Source organism: Sphingobacterium bambusae, assembly GCF_033955345.1.
GTDB lineage: Bacteria > Bacteroidota > Bacteroidia > Sphingobacteriales > Sphingobacteriaceae > Sphingobacterium > Sphingobacterium bambusae.
Genome location: NZ_CP138332.1, coordinates 4,244,380 through 4,262,897, shown reverse-complemented (window position 1 = coordinate 4,262,897; position 18,518 = coordinate 4,244,380). Strand labels below are relative to the sequence as shown.

The window sequence follows — 18,518 nt, the reverse complement described above, 5'->3', positions numbered from 1 at the left end:
CTCCCTATTAACTTATAGCGTGGACAGATACTGTTCGAAAGCCATAAACTCTTCTTCGTTCATGACGCGTGGAATCTTTGCCTGTCCACCAAGCTTTTTATGTTGCTCACTCCATTTGTGGAAATAATCGACGGGAATTACGTTGACTTCTACCGCATCTAATGCTTGGTTCCGTGCAACTTTGTAATTTTTATTTGTCTCTTGCAATTCACGATCCAAGAAATCGGCAACAGTTTCCGATTCAACGCTACCGTTTGTCCCATCTGCCCCGAGATACCATTTATTGATACGACGTTTATCATCCATCACTGTTGATACAACAAACTCCTTCACTTCAAGATCAAATTTCTCTTGTACCTTTTGAATCGTACTATTCATTTGGTGCACCGACAGTTGCTCACCCACAACATTCAAAAAATGCTTGGTACGGCCACTGATGATAATTTCAGCATGCTCTTTATCCGTAAATATCACCGTATCACCGATCATATAGCGCCAGGCACCGGCAACAGTGGTAATTAATAAGACATACTCCACACCTTCTTCCACATCTTTCAACGTGAGCACCTGCGCGTCTTGCTTCACACAACCATGCTCATCCATGTTATCCTCCGAAAAAGAAACAAATTCAAAAAAAATACCGTTATTGATAATTAATGCCATCCCCTTCGCATCCGGTCGCTTCTGTGTAGCAAGATAACCTTCCGAGGCCAAATAGGTGTCGATAATAGTTACAGGCTTTGCAAACAACGATTCAAAGCTTTTTCGATAAGGCCCAAACGCGACGCCACCCGTGCTGTATACCTGCAGGTTAGGCCAAATATCGTGAATGGTATCCAACTTATTATGCCGAATAATTTCACGGATCATCAACTCAGACCATGATGGCATCCCCGACATACTACCGACATCCCACTTTTTTGCCGAACGCACAATACGCGCGACACGTTGATCCCAATCTTTGCTCGCTGCAATCTTTTTCCCCGGTTTATAGAACTTCCTAAACCAAAGAGGCAAATTGGCAGCGGAGATACCGCTAATTTCTCCAGCCAAAAAACCATTCCGTTCTCTCAGCTCCGTGCTGCTGCCCAGCATCATGATATCCTTCTCAAAGAAGTCTGCTGGTAGATCAAAGTTCTTCAAGCTGAGAATCTGCTGTATACCGGACTTTTTAATTGCATCTAGCATATCGTCTGTAACGGGAATGGCTTTGCTATTACTGGTCGTGCCACTGCTCAGCGCGAAATAACGCTGCCCGCCTGGCCACGTAATATTCTCGTGTCCATCTTCCAAATAGTGCCACCATGCTCTATAGAGCTTATCATAATCGTAGACCGGTACATGGCTTTGGAAGGATGAAATCGGATCTGCGCTATTCAATATATCTTCGAAATTATAAGCCCGACCAAAAACAGTACGCTTTGCTTTGTTCAACATCATGAGCAACACTTCCTGTTGCGCTTCTACTGGCGAGGGTTCTTTTGCTATTAATCCGTTAACATTGATTGCTCGTTTAATTATTTCTCCAATGATTGCCATATGTGTAAACTTGCTTGTTTACTTATATCACCACCGAATAGGGCTTTTGGTTTTGTGATTTTCATCATAATTGGCAACGATAAAAACAACACTTTGCGTTCTTTCCTTTTCAACAAGCAGTACTTTTTTGTATTTTTAAAAGATGGAGCAAGAGCATATCTTTTTTGAAGGACAGGTGCTTTGGGCACAATTGGATCCAAATAGACATCTACGGCACTCGGCCTATGCCGACTTTTGTGCGCAGGCGCGCAGCAACATGCTGAACAAAGCCGGCTTATCGCTTGCTGAATTTGCGAAAAACCACATCGGCCCTATTCTGTTCCGGGAGGAGTTAATTTACCATAGAGAAATTGGTTTAGATGAACGTATTTTTGTCAAGGTGGAGATGAACCGGCTGAACTTAAAAAATTACCGTTTTTCGTTTAGGCATGAGATCTACAAAGAAAATGGTATTAAAGCGGCCACCGTTAATGTGGATGGCGCTTGGCTTAACCTTGTGGAGCGCAAACTGACCGGCATTCCAAAAGAATGGGAGCCGATTATCGCCCATATTCCAAGATCAGTAGACTACGAAGAGGTTCAAGCTTAGGCAATGGCCTTACCTCGCATAAACTACATCAAGAAACATCCAAACGTTTGTGCGGATGTTTTCGTTTGTAGACCGACTGCTTCATTCCATCCACGTTCGATATGATACTGATATTTCCATCAATTTCGAGCATCGCTAAGCGTACGTCCCGGTAGCGCTCCACTCCATGCTCGCGCATAGCTTCCTGCAGCTCTTCGTTCGTTATCTTCAGCCGACTCAAATTATCAAAATCTAGCTTTTCCGTGGTGAATTAATATTTCGGGCTTTTGATTCAAAATACCGCGCCATTTTGCATTTTTAAATAAAAAAGTTTTTAATAAAAAGTTGAGCAAAAAAAGCACGGAAGCAGCGATAAGCCCTCCCAGCAAGGACGTATCCGGCCCGACCATCGCATTCTGAACGGCGTTGCTGATCAACAGGATCAAGACTACATCACTGGTGTTCAACTGGGAGAGCTCTTTCTTTCCAGTCAATCGGATAGCGATGATCATAAATAAATAAACGGCTAACGATCGAAATACAATATCGAGTATACCAAGCATATTAAGGACGTTCTACTTCAACATATTCACTTCATAAAGATCCTTGCGCCGATCTTTTAAGATCTTCACTGTACCATACTCATGCAAGTCCCGGAGAGCATAGAGATCGACATCGGCAATCAGCACCATTTCTGTATTAGGGGTTGCCTCTGCTTTGATCCCATTATTCGGAAAAGCAAAATCCGAAGGCGTGAATACCGCCGACTGCGAATATTGAATATCCATGTTGTTTACCCGAGGTAGATTCCCTACACATCCCGCAATCGCCACATAACATTCATTTTCTATGGCTCGAGCTTGCGCACAACTGCGCACACGCATATAACCATTTTGCGTGTCGGTCATGAATGGTACGAATAGCATTTGCATACCCTGATCGGCCATAAGACGGCTTACCTCTGGAAATTCAACGTCATAGCAGATCAACAACCCCACTTTACCGCAATCGGTGTCAAAGACCTGAATATCATTACCACCTACCATGCCGTAATATTTCATCTCGTTGGGTGTGATATGAATCTTCTTGTGCACATCGATTTTTCCATTCCGGTGACAGAGATAAGATGCATTGTACAGCTTTTTGTATTCCATTACCGGCATGGATCCGGCTATGATATTGACATTATAAGAAACCGCAAGCTGTTGCATTTTATCGATGATCTCCTCCGACAGCTCCGCCAACTTTTCCATCGCTGCCCTTTCGGGAAGATCGTTGTACGGACTCATCAATGGGGTGTTAAAAAACTCGGGAAACATGATGAAGTCGGTACCATAATCACTCACCGTATCCACAAAAAATTCCACCTGATCGTAAAACTCCTCGATATCTTTGAACAGCCGCATTTGCCATTGTACCAGTCCCAAACGAATGGTTTGTTTGGTGGCCGAGTTAGACTTCGCATCCGGTTCATAATAAATATTATCCCAAACCAACAGCGTGGCAAACTCGTTGGACTCCTTATCTTCTGGCAAATAGTTTTTAAGAATCTTGCTGACATGAAAATCGTTCGATAGCTGAAAGGTTAACGTTGGATCGTAAATCTCTTTTCGCTTCACTTTTTCGATGTACGTTCTAGGCGTCATCTTGTCGGAATAGTTATGATAGTTGGGTATACGCCCCCCAGCGACGATACTCTTGAGGTTCATTTGTTCGCACAGCTCTTTCCGAGCATCATAGAGCCTTCTGCCCAATCGCAAAGAGCGATGATCGGGGTGTACAAACACTTCGATACCATAGAGCGTATCACCGTCATAGTCGTGCTTAGTAAACTTACCGTCGTCGATGATTTCGTAGTACTTCTTATAAATATTGGTTTTCTTCGAATCGATGATTAACGAAAGTGCGCAAGCTACCACCCTACCATTCACTTCTACACATATCTGCCCTTCAGGAAATAGGCCTATAAGGTCTTCAATATTCTCACGAGTCCATACCTCACCAGAATCTCCACCATAAGCCTTTGTCATCGACCGTTTCAAATCCTTATAATCCTTCTCCGTAAGGTTTCGCACTTGTATATCCATAAATTTCGTTTTGTCTTTACAACAACCAAATAGAACATTTAGTTTTGAGAAATATCGATATACAATAAAAGCAAGATCAAATAGAAGCAAACACCTACACGGTAAAGAATTACAGAACCGCCGCCTATTTTGCTAATGGTTAATAAATACAAAAGGAGAACAATATCTTGCTCTCCTTTCGTAACCCGACGGCTTAGCCCATTGTCAACATACTGCCTGAAAAAGCAATAGTTTCAGATGGCTGATGCTGTTCCTAGAATTTGAAATCTTAGGCTTCGCCTTTCGGTCCGCCGAAATTTAATGGCAGTGCCGGATCATTGGTATTAATGGTACCGTTGCTTGCTTCAAACCTGTTCACGTTATCCTGCAGGGCCCCCAGCAAACGCTTAGCATGCTCTGGCGTCAACACAATTCGAGATTTCACCTTTGCTTTTGGAATACCGGGCATGATCCGGATAAAATCAAGCACAAATTCTGAATTAGAATGTGTAATGATTGCCAAATTGCTATATATACCCTCTGCAATTTCCTCACTAAGCTCTATGCTCAGCTCGTTGTTTTCAGCCTCTTCTTTATTGTTGTTTTTCAAATCCATAAAATTAACGTCCATTGCTATAATCTATTTTATCCTTAAAGGTACCAAATTAAAAAGTCTTGAAGACGGTTAGATTGTAAAACTTCTGAAATCCTGCCCATCCTCAATCCGCAAAACCGCTTTATAAATCAGTCTGATAACATTGTCCACATCCTCTTTGTGAATCATCTCTACCGTTGTATGCATGTAACGTAAAGGCAATGATATCAGCGCCGAGGGGACGCCTCCGTTCGAGTAAGCAAAGGCATCCGTGTCTGTACCCGTCCAACGGGAAGATGCTTGCCGTTGAAACGGAATTTCATTTTCCGTAGCAACATCAATGAGCAGACGATTGAGGTTGATCTGCACAGCAGGCGCATATGACAATACTGGACCTTGTCCGCAAGCCAAGTCGCCCTGTGTAATCTTATTGATCATTGGTGTCTGTGTGTCGTGGGTTACATCGGTGACAATGGCTACATTGGGCTTGATGTAGTCGGCAATCATTTCCGCGCCCCGCAGGCCAATTTCCTCTTGCACGGAATTGACGATATAAAGTCCAAATGGCAATTTCTTCTTATTCTCCTTAAGCAAACGAGCCACCTCCGCAATCATAAAGCCTCCCGCTCTGTTGTCCAAGGCACGCCCAACATAATAACGATCGTTGAGTACCATAAACTCATCTTCATAAGTCACTACGCAGCCCACATGAATACCCATTGCCTCCACTTCTTCCTTCGAAGTGGCGCCACAATCCAAGAATATATTCTTCAGATTTGGTGTTTCTTCCTTCTCTCCAGAGCGCGTATGTATTGCTGGCCAACCAAAAACTGCTTTCACCAAGCCTTTATCCGTGTGTATATTGACACGCTTTGAAGGCGCAATTTGATGATCAGACCCTCCATTACGGATAACATAGATTAGCCCATCCTTAGTAATATAATTCACAAACCAAGAAATCTCGTCAGCATGTGCTTCAATCACCACTTTATAGGGCGCTTCAGGATTAATAATCCCCATTGCGGTGCCATAGTTATCAATATAGACATCGTCTACAAAAGGCTTCAGGTAATCCAGCCACAAACGCTGCCCCTCCCATTCAAATCCCGTAGGCGACGGGTTGTTGATATACTTCTCAAAGAAATCCAATGATTTCGCTGTCACCACTGCCGTATGTTTTCGTTCTTCTTTTCCTTTTTTTTCTGCCATAATTTCGTTTTAGTTTTCGGCAAAATATAAAAATCTGCCCTGTTTTCAAATTTAGAAATTTCCTCCACCATTTGGTAAGAAATTCGATGCACTATGGATTTTATCAAGGATAACCTTATATTTACCACACAATTCGTAACTATGCACGCAATATTAAATGTTATCCACTGGAATATCGATCCGGTGATTTTTGAGATAGGCTCTTTTGGCTTACGATACTATGCGTTATGTTTTCTTGCAGCCTTTGTAGTATCTTATGTGCTGATGCTGCAAGTTTTCAAAAAAGAAGGTAAAACACAAGAGTTGCTAGATCAGCTCAGCATCTACATCTTTTTAGGCACCCTGATCGGTGCACGCTTGGGACACTGCCTTTTCTATGAATTTGACTACTATGTGCAGCATCCTTTAGAGATGATCCTCCCCTTCCGGATGAACAACGGGAACTTTGAGTTGACCGGCTTCCAAGGGCTAGCCAGCCACGGTGGCGCCTTGGGTATATTGACCGGATTATTTCTATTTTCAAGGAAAACAAAAACGGATTTCATTTGGATTGCTGATCGTTTAGTGCTCGTTGTCCCCTTGGCAGGTGCATTTGTTCGCTTGGGCAATTTTTTCAATTCCGAAATTATAGGTCTGCCCAGCTCTTTACCTTGGGCTGTAGTATTTGAGAAGCACGACATGGTTCCGCGACATCCCGGTCAATTATACGAAGCCATTGCCTATGTCATCATTTTCTTCATTATGTGGTCTATGTACCGCAAAAATGCAAAACCAAAAGCGGGCTATTTCTTTGGGATTTTCCTTGTCCTGCTATTCGGCGCACGCTTCTTTCTAGAATTCTTTAAAGAAAACCAAGAAGCCTTTGAGAACAGTATGAAATTCAATATGGGACAGCTTTTGAGCATACCTTTTATGTTGGTAGGCCTCTACTTGATCTTTCGAAAACCAAAAGACAGTAAAAAATAACAGCTTTCAAGCCCATCTCCGCAAGATGGGCTCTTTTTTTTAGTTTATGCAACAAAAGACTACTTCCAACAGAACAATCATCCTATTGATCTTAGGTTTACTATCGGCCGTGGGACCATTCTCCATCGACATGTATCTACCTGCATTTCAAACCATTGCTAAAGACTTTAACACCTCTGTAGATCAGGTCCAGTTATCGTTGACAAGTTTTTTTATTGGTATAGCGTTAGGTCAGTTGATTTATGGCCCCCTCTTGGATAAATATGGACGCAAAAAGCCCTTGCTTATCGGTTTGTTGATCTATATTTTAGCAACGATACTGTGCATCCTAACACGTAATGTAGAACATTTGATTGCTTTTCGATTCCTACAGGCATTGGGAAGTTGTGCTGGAATGGTAGCCGCTCGCGCCATGATACAGGACTACTATGAGCCGCGTGAAGCTGCGAGGGTCTTCAGTCTGCTGATGCTCGTCATCGCCATATCGCCCATTTTAGCACCGAGTGCCGGCGCCTTTTTATTGAATCATCTGGATTGGCACTATATATTCGTCTCGCTCTTGTTTATAGGAGTAATCATCTTCGTCGCGACCTACTTTTACCTTCCAGAATCCTACCCAGGAAGAAAAGACTTCTCGCTACGGCCGAAGGCAATTATCGGCAATTTCTGGGAGGTTTTCAGCAACAAAACATTCCTGATTTACTGTCTAGTAGGCTCCATTGCTTCCTCGGGGCTTTATGCTTACCTTGCCGGATCATCCTTTGTTATGCAACAGCATTTTGGTCTGTCGCAAACACAATATGGTCTTGCCTTTGCCTTTGTGGCGTCAGCGATGATTGTTGCCACCCAGATCAATCGCGCCCTGCTGAAAAGATGGACGAGCACACAAATCAGTAAAATCGCCAATATATGGCAATCTTCAGTAGCGTTGTTGATGGTTATCTGTGTGGTAAGCGATACGCTTAGCTTCACCGTTTTGCTAGGGTTAATTTTTTGTTACCTGTTGGGACATGGCTTTATATTCCCCAATACATCAGCCATGGCCTTATCACCCTTCAAATCGCTGGCGGGAAGTGCATCTGCATTACTAGGTTGCGTGCAAATGGGCATCGGCGCCCTTACTTCTGGAATGGTTAGTATACTGCATAATGGAACACCCTACCCCATGGTTATGGTGATGAGTACGGCGGCAATCTTATCATTACTGATCCATTTTACAAGCGGCAGGTCGATCGACACAAAAGGTTACTAAAAGGGGAAGAAAATTTCCCCTAAACGGATCAAGTAGAATCTTTGGGGATCATGATCAAAAGTTGGAATCATGTTCAAAAAGTTGTAGAGCTGAAGAAAAATAATCGAATATTTGGTCCAAGGAAGAAATGGATCATATAAATCGACTTTTTCCGCATCTTCAAGAATATAGGTTGCCGCCGCATTTAGCAAACCCAAAACATTCGATTTTGGGAGCATACGGAAAACAGATTGAACCTCATTGGAAAGATTTTATTCGTTATTATTCTGATGAGGATGCTAAGACAAAGTTTAACGCCGATACGGCCATTACATTTACAATAGCGCTTGACTCAAATATTTACTACAAAGGTAAATATGGATACTTGGACGCTCTTTTTGTAATGAAAGTTTTTTTAACTATTACCTGTATTACACAGAAAAAGCAAAGAGAGATATCACCCGTATAAGACGTAATCTAGAAGTTCTGTTTTGGTATGAGGAATGAACGATTATTTTGTTGAACAAACTATATTCGTCCGTATGTTTATAAAGCACTCTTTGGAGTATTTTTGCGTGCAAAGCTACAAGATTACGGCTAGTAAAACTAGGATAATCGAGCCAAAATTCTGCAAACCTCAAAAAATATGCTTGGCTCATTTTTCCTACTTTTTAGCTTAAAACATGCATTTAAATAGGTTTAAAGGCCGATAAATGCCTTTTCGGTTCGTTTGAAAAAACTCTAGCACTTTTTACAGAAATGCTAGCATTTTTGTAAAAAGTGCTAGCTGTTTTGACAAAAGTGCTAGGTGTTTTAACAAAAGTTCTAGATGTTTTGATAGAAGTGCTAGATGTTTTAACAAAAGTTCTAGATGTTTTAATAAAAGTGCTAGGTGTTCTGAAAATAATGCTAGCATGTCCAAAAGAAGTGCTATACTTTCTGGAAGACATGCTAGGTGTTACGACCTAAATGCCAGCGTTTAGCAAAATTAAGCTAGCATTTGCGAAGAAACAGCTAGACTTTAGAAAAGAAGTTCTAGGTGTTTTGTTCGAAGTCCTAGCATGTTTAATAGAACAGATAGCTGTTACAGTTTATTTGTTAGGTATTTGCGCGCAATCGTAGGCAGCTCAAGAGAGAAAGCTATCATCTTTAACCAATAAATAGGCGCATTTATACGATCGTATATATCTGCGACGTATGCCGAGTATCTCTTTCTTGGCCAGCAGGGTGGCAAACAGCTGCAAGATCACTAAAGGATCCACTACTGCTGGTCAAGAACCCTTTATCGCCCCCAAGAATTTGGTATGATCCCCTAAACCTCTAAACGAAACTTTGGATGGCAAGCTTATAACTCATCAGTCCAAATCCGCAGATCACACCTACACAGTTTTTTGCGAGATAAGAGTGATGTCTAAAGGCTTCACGTTTATGCACATTGGAAATATGTACCTCGATAACGGGCGTATTGATCGCAGCTATGGCATCGCCAATGGCTACAGAGGTATGTGTGTAAGCACCCGCATTCAAGACCACGCCATCGTAAGAAAAACCAATCTGGTGTAGCTTATCAATGATATCCCCTTCGTGATTACTTTGATAGTATTCCAATTCCACCGTTGTAAAATCGTTCTTAAGTTCCTCAAAATAGGAAAGGAAATCTTGACTGCCGTAGACGCTAGTTTCGCGGATCCCTAATAAATTGAGATTTGGACCATTTATGATGATGATTTTTTTCATGTAATAGGACTAAACGCTAAAGATAGCAATATCTTAAATATCCCCATAGAAATTACGGAACGAAGAGCGCAAGCCAATGCTGATGACGCCCGATTTCCGCGTTGCTGCATCTTCCACGTAATTGTACCGTTGCGTATAGCCGACCTCAAATCGAAGGTTGTATTTCGGATTCAGCACATATGCAGCCTTAGCATCCACGAAATACAGGTCATTGCGAACACCCTGCCCAATCGAGTTACCATACATGTTGGGAATAGTACGATAGGATTGAAAAATATCGCCTCCCAAATTCAAACCACTCGCTGGGTCGGTGCCGTACAAACTGTATACGCCCTGTAGTGAAAAGTCAAATCGATTCCAGCTGTAATTAGCTATCCCGACAATCTCTCGGAAATTTGCGCCCCGTGGATGGGCCAATGGCTCGCCATAATTGCTGTAATTGGATATCGAGGTAAAGTGTTGGTAAGTGTATGGGCGCACGATGTTATATTCAAGCAAATAGTTCAGGTTCTTTACCCGGAAAGCATCAAAACCACGGATACCGATCTGTGTACCCCATTTGTTATGCGCATATCCTCTTCCACCGAAAAACTCCCTAGCGGTAAATTCGCCGAGCAAAAACTGTCCGTAGGCCGTCAAATTATGCAGCACCTTGTACTTCGCGTTCAAGCCCAAAAACATTTTGTCGGGCGAAGTACTATTGTTGGATTCTATTGGCCGGATAAACATGACGGGGTTGATATAGTTAAAGTCAAATCCACGGTAGCCCGCCTCATTGCTATTCGACCAAGTTACCGCTTGAAAGAAACCTACAGAAAGTCGATTGGTAGCATTATAGTCCAAGTATTGAAAAGCTCCCCATTTGGCGCCATCCCCAAACTCACTACCGGCATCCAACGCGTCTCGGCGTAGATTACTGGGGTCGTTCATATATGCCCAAATAGAGGTATATTGCACGTTACCAATTTTTCCGGTAAGTTTCAAGTTAGCATAATTCGAAGAGAAATCAGAGAGCAGCAGGGAACGGTAACCATCACCTATATGGTTCTTGTCATAGGCAAGGCTAGCCTGAAAATAGTCACTAAAATCGTAGGTTAAATTTGCTGTTGCATACATCCAATCTTTTTGGTTACCGCTTCGGTTATTGACATTTCCTTGTCCTGGCACAACTTCGTTGATATCCATATACTCGGACAGGTAGTTCTGAAACACGCCACGATTGGCAAACACATTGGCAAAAAATGTCAACTTCTTTTTATGTTGCCAGCCTAGCTGAAGACCCGCACTGCTCAGCCAAGTAGTTCGTTTGTCATCGGCAATAAGATCCTTGCCAATAACGAAATCCGGTAGAAAATCAACAAAAAAATGGTTTTCATCGCTATTGACCTCAATCAAGTGCTCATTAAAAATTTTACGCAACAAAAGATTATTTCCATTTGTCGGATGCAGGGACTGCAAGGAATCAAATTTTATCAGTAAGTCATCTTTAAACAACAATGGCTTGGAAGCAGTATGCATCCTCGTCTCGGGCGTATACAATAGTTCGTTATATTTTTGGTAGTGTTGATACGAATAAGTCTGATTTTTCACCTGTCCTTTCAACGGCTGTAAAAAAATAAAACCGAAACCGATTGAAAGAATGAGAACGTAAATTTGATTCATATAAGTCGTGCGTAAATTGCGGATTGTCTACAACAATTATTATTCCTAAAATTTCTATAGGGCAAAAGTAACTATATTTACGAATTAGGAAAGATATTACGCCGCAGCAAGACCCTCTGCTAAAACGTTTATGTATTCTTCTTTCTAAATATATTTGTTATATTGTTGCCGATAACCAAAAATAAGAATCGCTATAACATGAAACGTAGAACCTTTCTGAAAACTGCGGGAGCCCTAGGAGCTGGCGCAATGGCAAGCCAATTTTCGTTTGCAGCTCCCTATAATACTTTTCCAACTGTGCGCGTTGCCGCGGATAAAAGACATTTTTCCAGCAAAGTAATTGAAGCAAGCATCGCCGAATTCCAAAAGAAAGTCAAAAATCAGGAATTAGGATGGCTTTTTAACAATTGCTTTCCCAACACATTAGACACCACCGTATATGACGAATCCACAGCATCAAAAAAATTAACTTATGTGATTACGGGAGACATTGATGCGATGTGGTTACGAGACAGCAGCGCACAGGTATGGCCCTATCTTCAATTCATGAAGAAAGATCGTAAATTACAGGATCTGATCTTAGGTTTGATCAACAAACAAGCACAATGCATCAACATCGATCCATACGCCAACGCTTTTTATAACGACCCTACAAAAAAGGGCGAATGGTTCTCGGATCATACGGACATGAAGCCTGGAATTCACGAGCGCAAGTGGGAAATTGACTCCCTTTGCTACCCCATCCGCTTGGCCTACCACTACTGGAAAGAAACGAACGATAATAGTCCCTTTGATGACGAGTGGGTGAAAGCACAAGAAAATATCTACAAGACCTTTGTAGAGCAACAACGCAAAGGAAGTCCCGGCCCCTACAAATTTGAAAGAACGACCGCACGGGGTTCAGACACCTTGCAAGTGGATGGTTTAGGCTATCCTGTAAATCCTGTCGGATTGATCTGTTCAGCGTTCCGTCCCTCTGACGACAGTTCTATTTTCATGTTCTTGATTCCGTCCAACCTTTTTGCCATTACGAGCTTACGCCAGTCGGCAGAGATCCTCCGCAAGGTAAAAAACAATAGCGAGCTGGCCGGAAAAATGGAAGCTTTGGCTCAGGAAGTAGAAACGGCTGTGAACCGTTACGGCATCATCGACCATCCGGAACATGGCCGTGTTTATGCTTTTGAAGTAGATGGCTATGGCAGCTATTTAATGATGGACGATGCAAACGTACCATCGTTACTTGCACTACCTTATTTGGGAGCTGTAGATGTCAATGACGAGGTTTACCAGCGCACACGTAAATTTGTGCTATCCGAGAAAAATCCGTTTTTCTTTAAAGGAACAGCAGCAGAAGGTATCGGTGGCCCACATATAGGCCGCGACATGATTTGGCCTATGGCCATCATTATGCGTGCTTTTACGTCTACAGATGACAACGAAATCAGGACCTGTATCGAAACATTACGTAAAACACATGGTGATACCGGCTTTATGCACGAATCTTTTCATAAAGACGACCCTAAAAAATACACCCGTCACTGGTTTGCTTGGACTAATACATTATTTGGCGAATTGCTTTGGAAGACTTACAAAGAAAAGCCATCTTTGTTGAGCTAAAAGAAGACTTTCGAGCATGACAACAAAAGCGTCAGCAAGGAACCCCTTCTGACGCTTTTTTTTACGATTTACCCGCTATGCAAAAAGGTCCTATAGGCATCTTCGACTCCGGTTTTGGGGGACTTACTGTCTTTCGAGAAATCAAAGACCAACTCCCACAATACGACTATATATACCTCGGCGACAACGCAAGAGTTCCCTATGGCACACGCTCCTTCGAAACCGTCTACGAATTTACTAAGGAATGTGTCTTTAAAATGTTCGACTTAGGATGTAACTTGGTTATCTTAGCTTGCAATACCGCATCCGCAAAAGCGCTGCGCACCATACAGCAACATGATTTGCCCCCCGGAAAAAAAGTACTCGGAGTTATTCGTCCCACAACAGAGTCTATCCAACAATTTACCTCGAGCAATCAGGTCGGCGTATTGGCTACACAGGGCACCGTATTATCCGAATCCTACAAGATAGAGATCCATAAATTCCACCCCAACATACAGGTGTTCCAGCATGCTTGCCCTTTGTGGGTACCCTTGGTGGAAAACAATGAAATCGATACGCCAGCAGCCGATTATTTGGTAAAAAAAGACATCGCCCAACTGCTGGCACAAAGTGCAGCAATTGACACGCTCATCCTAGCCTGTACACATTATCCACTGCTGTTGCCCATCATTAGAAAGCATGTCCCAAATCACATTCGCATCCTTCCACAGGGAAAGCTTATAGCAGAAAGCCTATCAGACTACCTGACGCGACATCAGGAGGTGGCCATGAACTGCTCGCAAAATAGGAAAATGACCTTCTACACCACGGATGATCCAATTGATTTTGAGCAGAAAGCGAAAATATTCTTTGGCGAGGAAATCCACGCCGCACATATACGCGTATCCTAAAGTTCGCTGCACTCCAAACAAAAAACCCTTGATCGCTTTCACAACAATCAAGGGTTTTTCTTTTCGATCCACACGGAGCACCTATCCTTTCGCCTTTAATGCGATAGCGTAAAGCTTCATTTGCTTGACCATAGACAATAAGCCATTGGCACGGGTCGGCGAGAGATGTTCCGTCAACCCAATCTGGTCAATAAAATAGAGGTCGGCATTAGCAATTTCATCTGGCGTATGCCCAGACAACACCTTTACCATTAAGCTCACCAATCCTTTTGTTATAATAGCATCACTGTCAGCCGTAAAGTTGATCCTACCTTCTTGCAGTTCCGCAAATAGCCATACCTTCGACTGACAACCTTTGATAATATAATCGTCCGTTTTGTATTCATCGTTTATTAACGGTACTTCCTTTCCCAATTGTATGATGTATTCATACTTTTCCATCCAATCTTGATAGAATGCGAAATCCTCGATGAGTTCGTCCTGTATTTCGTTAATCGTCATTTTTCTTTACCTTATTTAAGCATCCCAATAGCACGTTCCAAGCCAGCTATCAAAACATCTACTTCTTCTTTGGTATTATACATCGCCAAGGAAACCCTCACGGTACCGGGTATGCCAAACTGACTCATGACAGGCTGTGCGCAATGGTGTCCTGTTCGCACGGCAATACCTAATTTATCCAAAAGCACACCAATATCATAGGGATGTATCCCGTCGACAACAAAAGAAATCACCGAAGACTTATGCGCCGCCGTACCTATAAAACGTATACCCTCGATTTTAGACAAGGCCGTAGTAGCATAAGTCAAAAGTTCATCCTCATAAGCTTTTATAGCATCAACACCAATGCTATCGATATAATCAATCGCATGAGCCAAGCAGATACCCGCCTCGATATTAGGTGTTCCAGCCTCAAATTTAAAAGGCAGTTCATTATACGTCGTCTTCTCGAAAGTAACCTCCTTGATCATATCGCCACCACCTTGATAGGGCGGCATTTTATTCAGCAGTTCTTCCTTGCCATATAACACACCTACACCCGTGGGGCCATACATCTTATGGCCTGAAAAAGCAAGGAAATCCACATCCAATTCCTGCACATCGATCTTCACATGCTGTATCGCCTGCGCAGCGTCGATCAGCACGGGCACCTGCCATTCGTGTGCAATATCGATCATCTCCTTCACTGGGTTTATGGTTCCTAGCGCATTGGACACGTAGGTAAAAGAAACTAATTTTGTGCGCTCCGAAAATAAGGAACGATAAGCTTCCATATTCAGTTCGCCCTGCTCGTTCATTGGGATAACATGCAGCTTACACCCTTTTTCGTCGCACAGCATCTGCCAAGGCACGATATTCGAATGATGCTCCATCGCAGAAATAATGATTTCATCCCCTTCACCAATAAAAGGGCGACCATAACAGGTCGCTATAATGTTGATAGCTTCCGTCGTGCCTTTGGTAATGATCACTTCATGCTCGTGCTTCGCATGAATAAACGCCTGTACCTTGCGCCGCGTCACCTCAAAGGCATCCGTAGAAATCTGACTAAGGTAATGTACACCGCGATGCACGTTACTATTCATATCAGCGTAATAGTTTACAATGGCATCAATGACCTGCTGAGGTTTTTGTGTTGTTGCACCATTATCAAAATAAACCAATGGCTTTCCATTCACTGATCTTTTTAAGATCGGAAAATCTGCCCTGATTTTAGCTATATCAAAAGTTTCCAAATGTTTTACTCCTTTAAAAATGTGCTACAAAGTTAGTATATTACCCCATAAAATAGGTCAACAGCGTGTATTCTTTTTGCGGGAAACTGCCCCTTTTGGAAAACTGATTTTCATCATTGTTGCATATTTTGTAAAAATATAGAACAATAATTTATAGGTAATTGGTTACCTTTGTACGAGATATGCAAGAGTTACCATTAAATATCCCAGAGGGGTCGAGAAAAGAGGTTATGGCCTATTTGGAGCCGTTCATGCTGAATGAGATGAGCGACTATTTGAAGCCTGTGGAGGAAATGTGGCAACCGGCCGACTTCCTGCCTGATGCATCGCGTGACACCTTTTTCGAAGAGGTGCGCGACCTTCAGGAAAGTGCGCGCGAACTTCCTTATGACTTGGTTGCTGTCCTTATTGGTGACACCATTACCGAAGAGGCTCTTCCTACCTATGAATCTTGGCTAACCATGGTGGAGGATGTCGAAAAAAACGAGCAAGGTGGATGGATGCGTTGGGTACGTGCTTGGACGGCGGAAGAAAACCGCCACGGCGATTTGTTGAACAAATACCTCTATCTATCCGGCCGCATTGACATGCGTCAGTTCGAAATATCTACCCAATATCTGATTCAGGATGGTTTCGATATCGGCACTGGTGCCGACCCTTACCGAAACTTTATCTATACGTCATTTCAGGAGCTAGCGACCAACGTCTCACACAGACGCGTGGCCGGAATATCTAAAAAATCAGGCGACAAATTATTAGCGAAAATGTGTGGTGTAATTGCTTCCGATGAGGCTCGCCATGCAAAAGCCTACATGTCTTTTATCACGCACGCCCTAGCGGTAGATCCTAGCGAGGTTATGATCGCATTTGAAGATATGATGCGCAAGAAGATCGTTATGCCCGCTCATTTCATGCGCGAAGCCGGCGAACCACAAGGGGAAGCCTTTGCTCACTTTTCAGATGCGGCACAACGACTAGAGGTTTATACTGCGCTAGACTATGTCGATATTCTAAAGAGTCTGAATGACGAATGGAAAATAGACAAGGTAGGCGGATTGAACGAGAAAGGTGAAAAAGCACGAGACTATTTGATGAAACTTCCAGATCGTCTGACAAGGTTAGCAGATCGGATCAAAGTACCCGAGATGCAATATAAATTTAAGTGGATACACGGATAAGGCTTGAGTAAAAACTCAAGCTTTTTTTGTTTTTAATTTATGTTTTCGCTATTTTAGTTGTTATACTAATAATTGCTATGCTAAAAGAAAAATATAGTCAATATTCCTTTATCCTCGATCGTACGGCACGAAGGGTAAAACAATATGCTCAAACGTCTTTCCTGCACAATGCCTTCGATCTCACGATCGATCAATGGAGCATCTTAAAGATTTTATACAATGAAGACGTCCTCTCACATAAAGAACTTGCGGAAAAATCAGGTAAAGATCAGCCTACGTTGACACGCATTGTTGACATCATTATAAAAAAACAACTTGTCGAACGCATCGAACATCCTCAAGATCGTCGATCACTACATATCCGATTGACTGACGCCGGACAAAAGAAGGTGGAAGAATTGTCGCCTGCGGTAAAACACATCCGCATGAAGGCTTGGGAAAATCTTTCCGATGAAGATTTCGACAACTTTACGCGGATCTTAAACACAATTTACAATAACTTAAATCAAATGCCATGATCTTAACAGATATGTGTATTATCGGCGCTGGACCGGTGGGTCTTTTTGCTGTCTTCGAAGCCGGCTTGCTCAAGATGCGCTGCCACTTGATGGATGTTTTGCCGCAGGTAGGCGGTCAATTGTCAGAGATATATCCACACAAGCCCATTTACGATATTCCGGGGTACCCCAGCATCCTTGCGCAGGAGCTTATCGACCGGCAGATGGAACAGATTGCTCCTTTTGCTCCTACCTTCAGCTTAGCAGAGCGCGTGGAGGAACTATGCAAACAAGATGATGGTTCTTATTTCGTCATCGGCTCAGAAGGCACCGTGGTGCATTGCCAAGTTGTAGTCATTGCCGGAGGCTTAGGTTGTTTTGAACCCCGCAAGCCTGAACTACTTAATCTTGATCGATTTGAAAAGACTAATGTGCATTACATGGTAAAAGATCCCGAAAGGTTTCGTGATAAGCGTATTGTCATCGCTGGTGGCGGAGATTCGGCCCTAGACTGGACTGTTTACTTGGCTGACATCGCGAAGAAAACAACGCTCGTACACCGCAGCGATTCTTTCCGCGGTGCACCAGACTCAGCCGAGAAAGTGCACCAACTTGCCCAACAGGGCAAAATTGATCTGTTGCTCTCGCATACGCTCGTCGCGTTGGAAGGTGATAGAACATTAACCGGAATCCAAGTCGCCAATAAGCAGAAGGAATCCACTGTGCTACAGACCGATGAATTTATTCCGCTCTACGGACTCAGTCCTAAGCTGGGGTCAATTGCCGACTGGGGGTTACAGATCGACAAAAATGCTATCGAGGTAAACACATTCGACTATTCCAGCAATGTGGAGCGTATCTATGCCATTGGCGATATCAACAGCTATCCCGGAAAGCTAAAGCTTATCCTATGTGGATACCATGAAGCTGCACTCATGTGTCAGAGCGCATTCAAATATGTGTATCCTGAGCAAAAGCTTAGTTTCAAATACACAACAGTAAACGGCATCAACGCATTTTAGCT

General features: G+C 42.9%; 19 protein-coding genes. 9 read left to right on the top strand and 10 right to left on the bottom strand.

Going from position 1 to position 18,518, the window contains the following annotated elements; genetic code table 11:
- Nucleotides 1–12 precede the first annotated feature (12 nt).
- Entirely contained in the window at nt 13–1,539 is a 1,527-nt protein-coding gene (locus tag SCB77_RS17720; protein WP_320183329.1) for a GH3 family domain-containing protein, read from the bottom strand.
- A 142-nt stretch (nt 1,540–1,681) separates the two neighbouring features.
- Between SCB77_RS17720 and SCB77_RS17715 the strand changes: the two genes are divergently transcribed.
- The gene (locus tag SCB77_RS17715) at nt 1,682–2,128 is read left to right on the top strand and encodes an acyl-CoA thioesterase (RefSeq protein WP_320183328.1); all 447 of its coding nucleotides are present in this window, start codon (nt 1,682–1,684) and stop codon (nt 2,126–2,128) included.
- Nucleotides 2,129–2,156: 28 nt separating this feature from the next.
- Here the strand turns inward: SCB77_RS17715 and SCB77_RS17710 are convergent, their stop codons facing one another.
- The 5 genes from SCB77_RS17710 to SCB77_RS17690 form a co-directional block, all read right to left on the bottom strand.
- The gene (locus SCB77_RS17710) at nt 2,157–2,348 is read right to left on the bottom strand and encodes a YetF domain-containing protein (RefSeq protein ID WP_320183327.1); all 192 of its coding nucleotides are present in this window, start codon (nt 2,346–2,348) and stop codon (nt 2,157–2,159) included.
- Nucleotides 2,349–2,352: 4 nt separating this feature from the next.
- On the bottom strand, nt 2,353–2,619 hold the full coding sequence (locus SCB77_RS17705) for a DUF421 domain-containing protein (RefSeq protein ID WP_320183326.1): 267 nt from the start codon (nt 2,617–2,619) through the stop codon (nt 2,353–2,355).
- 63 nt (nt 2,620–2,682) lie between these two features.
- The gene (locus SCB77_RS17700) at nt 2,683–4,194 is read right to left on the bottom strand and encodes a bifunctional GNAT family N-acetyltransferase/carbon-nitrogen hydrolase family protein (protein ID WP_320183325.1); all 1,512 of its coding nucleotides are present in this window, start codon (nt 4,192–4,194) and stop codon (nt 2,683–2,685) included.
- Nucleotides 4,195–4,462: 268 nt separating this feature from the next.
- The gene (locus tag SCB77_RS17695) at nt 4,463–4,804 is read right to left on the bottom strand and encodes a DUF3467 domain-containing protein (protein ID WP_320183324.1); all 342 of its coding nucleotides are present in this window, start codon (nt 4,802–4,804) and stop codon (nt 4,463–4,465) included.
- Between the two features lie 54 nt (nt 4,805–4,858).
- Nucleotides 4,859–5,977, bottom strand: a complete 1,119-nt coding sequence (locus SCB77_RS17690; protein ID WP_320183323.1) for a M42 family metallopeptidase — start codon at nt 5,975–5,977, stop codon at nt 4,859–4,861.
- A gap of 141 nt (nt 5,978–6,118) precedes the next feature.
- Between SCB77_RS17690 and lgt the strand changes: the two genes are divergently transcribed.
- The 3 genes from lgt to SCB77_RS17675 all read left to right on the top strand — a co-directional run bounded on the left by lgt (nt 6,119) and on the right by SCB77_RS17675 (nt 8,643).
- On the top strand, nt 6,119–6,943 hold the full coding sequence (gene lgt / locus SCB77_RS17685; RefSeq protein WP_320183322.1) for a prolipoprotein diacylglyceryl transferase: 825 nt from the start codon (nt 6,119–6,121) through the stop codon (nt 6,941–6,943).
- Between the two features lie 46 nt (nt 6,944–6,989).
- Nucleotides 6,990–8,195 carry a multidrug effflux MFS transporter gene (locus SCB77_RS17680; protein ID WP_320183321.1) on the top strand — a complete coding sequence of 402 codons (1,206 nt, stop codon included), beginning with the start codon at nt 6,990–6,992 and terminating at the stop codon, nt 8,193–8,195.
- A gap of 127 nt (nt 8,196–8,322) precedes the next feature.
- Complete coding sequence (locus tag SCB77_RS17675) at nt 8,323–8,643, top strand: hypothetical protein (protein ID WP_320183320.1); 321 nt, start codon at nt 8,323–8,325, stop codon at nt 8,641–8,643.
- Between the two features lie 851 nt (nt 8,644–9,494).
- On the opposite strand, the gene aroQ is transcribed toward SCB77_RS17675, so the two are convergent.
- Both aroQ and SCB77_RS17665 read right to left on the bottom strand, forming a co-directional pair.
- Nucleotides 9,495–9,911 (bottom strand): type II 3-dehydroquinate dehydratase, encoded by a 417-nt coding sequence (gene aroQ, locus SCB77_RS17670; protein WP_320183319.1) that lies wholly within the window; start codon nt 9,909–9,911, stop codon nt 9,495–9,497.
- Between the two features lie 33 nt (nt 9,912–9,944).
- A complete protein-coding gene (locus SCB77_RS17665) occupies nt 9,945–11,573 on the bottom strand; it encodes a gliding motility protein RemB (RefSeq protein WP_320183318.1) in 1,629 nt (542 codons plus the stop codon).
- 198 nt (nt 11,574–11,771) lie between these two features.
- Between SCB77_RS17665 and SCB77_RS17660 the strand changes: the two genes are divergently transcribed.
- A complete protein-coding gene (locus SCB77_RS17660; protein ID WP_320183317.1) occupies nt 11,772–13,190 on the top strand; it encodes a glycoside hydrolase family 125 protein in 1,419 nt (472 codons plus the stop codon).
- Nucleotides 13,191–13,267: 77 nt separating this feature from the next.
- Nucleotides 13,268–14,083 carry a glutamate racemase gene (murI, locus tag SCB77_RS17655; protein ID WP_320183316.1) on the top strand — a complete coding sequence of 272 codons (816 nt, stop codon included), beginning with the start codon at nt 13,268–13,270 and terminating at the stop codon, nt 14,081–14,083.
- An 81-nt stretch (nt 14,084–14,164) separates the two neighbouring features.
- Here murI and SCB77_RS17650 read toward each other — a convergent pair whose 3' ends face one another.
- Together SCB77_RS17650 and SCB77_RS17645 are read right to left on the bottom strand one after the other, a co-directional pair.
- Nucleotides 14,165–14,584, bottom strand: coding sequence for a SufE family protein (locus SCB77_RS17650; RefSeq protein ID WP_320183315.1), 420 nt, complete (start codon nt 14,582–14,584; stop codon nt 14,165–14,167).
- Nucleotides 14,585–14,595: 11 nt separating this feature from the next.
- Nucleotides 14,596–15,819, bottom strand: coding sequence for a cysteine desulfurase (locus SCB77_RS17645; protein WP_320183314.1), 1,224 nt, complete (start codon nt 15,817–15,819; stop codon nt 14,596–14,598).
- Nucleotides 15,820–16,001: 182 nt separating this feature from the next.
- On the opposite strand from SCB77_RS17645, the gene SCB77_RS17640 reads away from it, so the two are divergent.
- The 3 genes from SCB77_RS17640 (at nt 16,002) to SCB77_RS17630 (ending at nt 18,516) form a co-directional block, all read left to right on the top strand.
- Nucleotides 16,002–16,997: an acyl-ACP desaturase gene (locus tag SCB77_RS17640; RefSeq protein ID WP_320183313.1), complete on the top strand. Its 996-nt coding sequence runs from the start codon at nt 16,002–16,004 to the stop codon at nt 16,995–16,997.
- 77 nt (nt 16,998–17,074) lie between these two features.
- A complete protein-coding gene (locus SCB77_RS17635) occupies nt 17,075–17,515 on the top strand; it encodes a MarR family winged helix-turn-helix transcriptional regulator (protein ID WP_320183312.1) in 441 nt (146 codons plus the stop codon).
- Complete coding sequence (locus SCB77_RS17630; RefSeq protein ID WP_320183311.1) at nt 17,512–18,516, top strand: NAD(P)/FAD-dependent oxidoreductase; 1,005 nt, start codon at nt 17,512–17,514, stop codon at nt 18,514–18,516. Before SCB77_RS17635 ends, SCB77_RS17630 begins: the two co-directional genes overlap by 4 nt.
- Nucleotides 18,517–18,518: the final 2 nt, after the last annotated feature.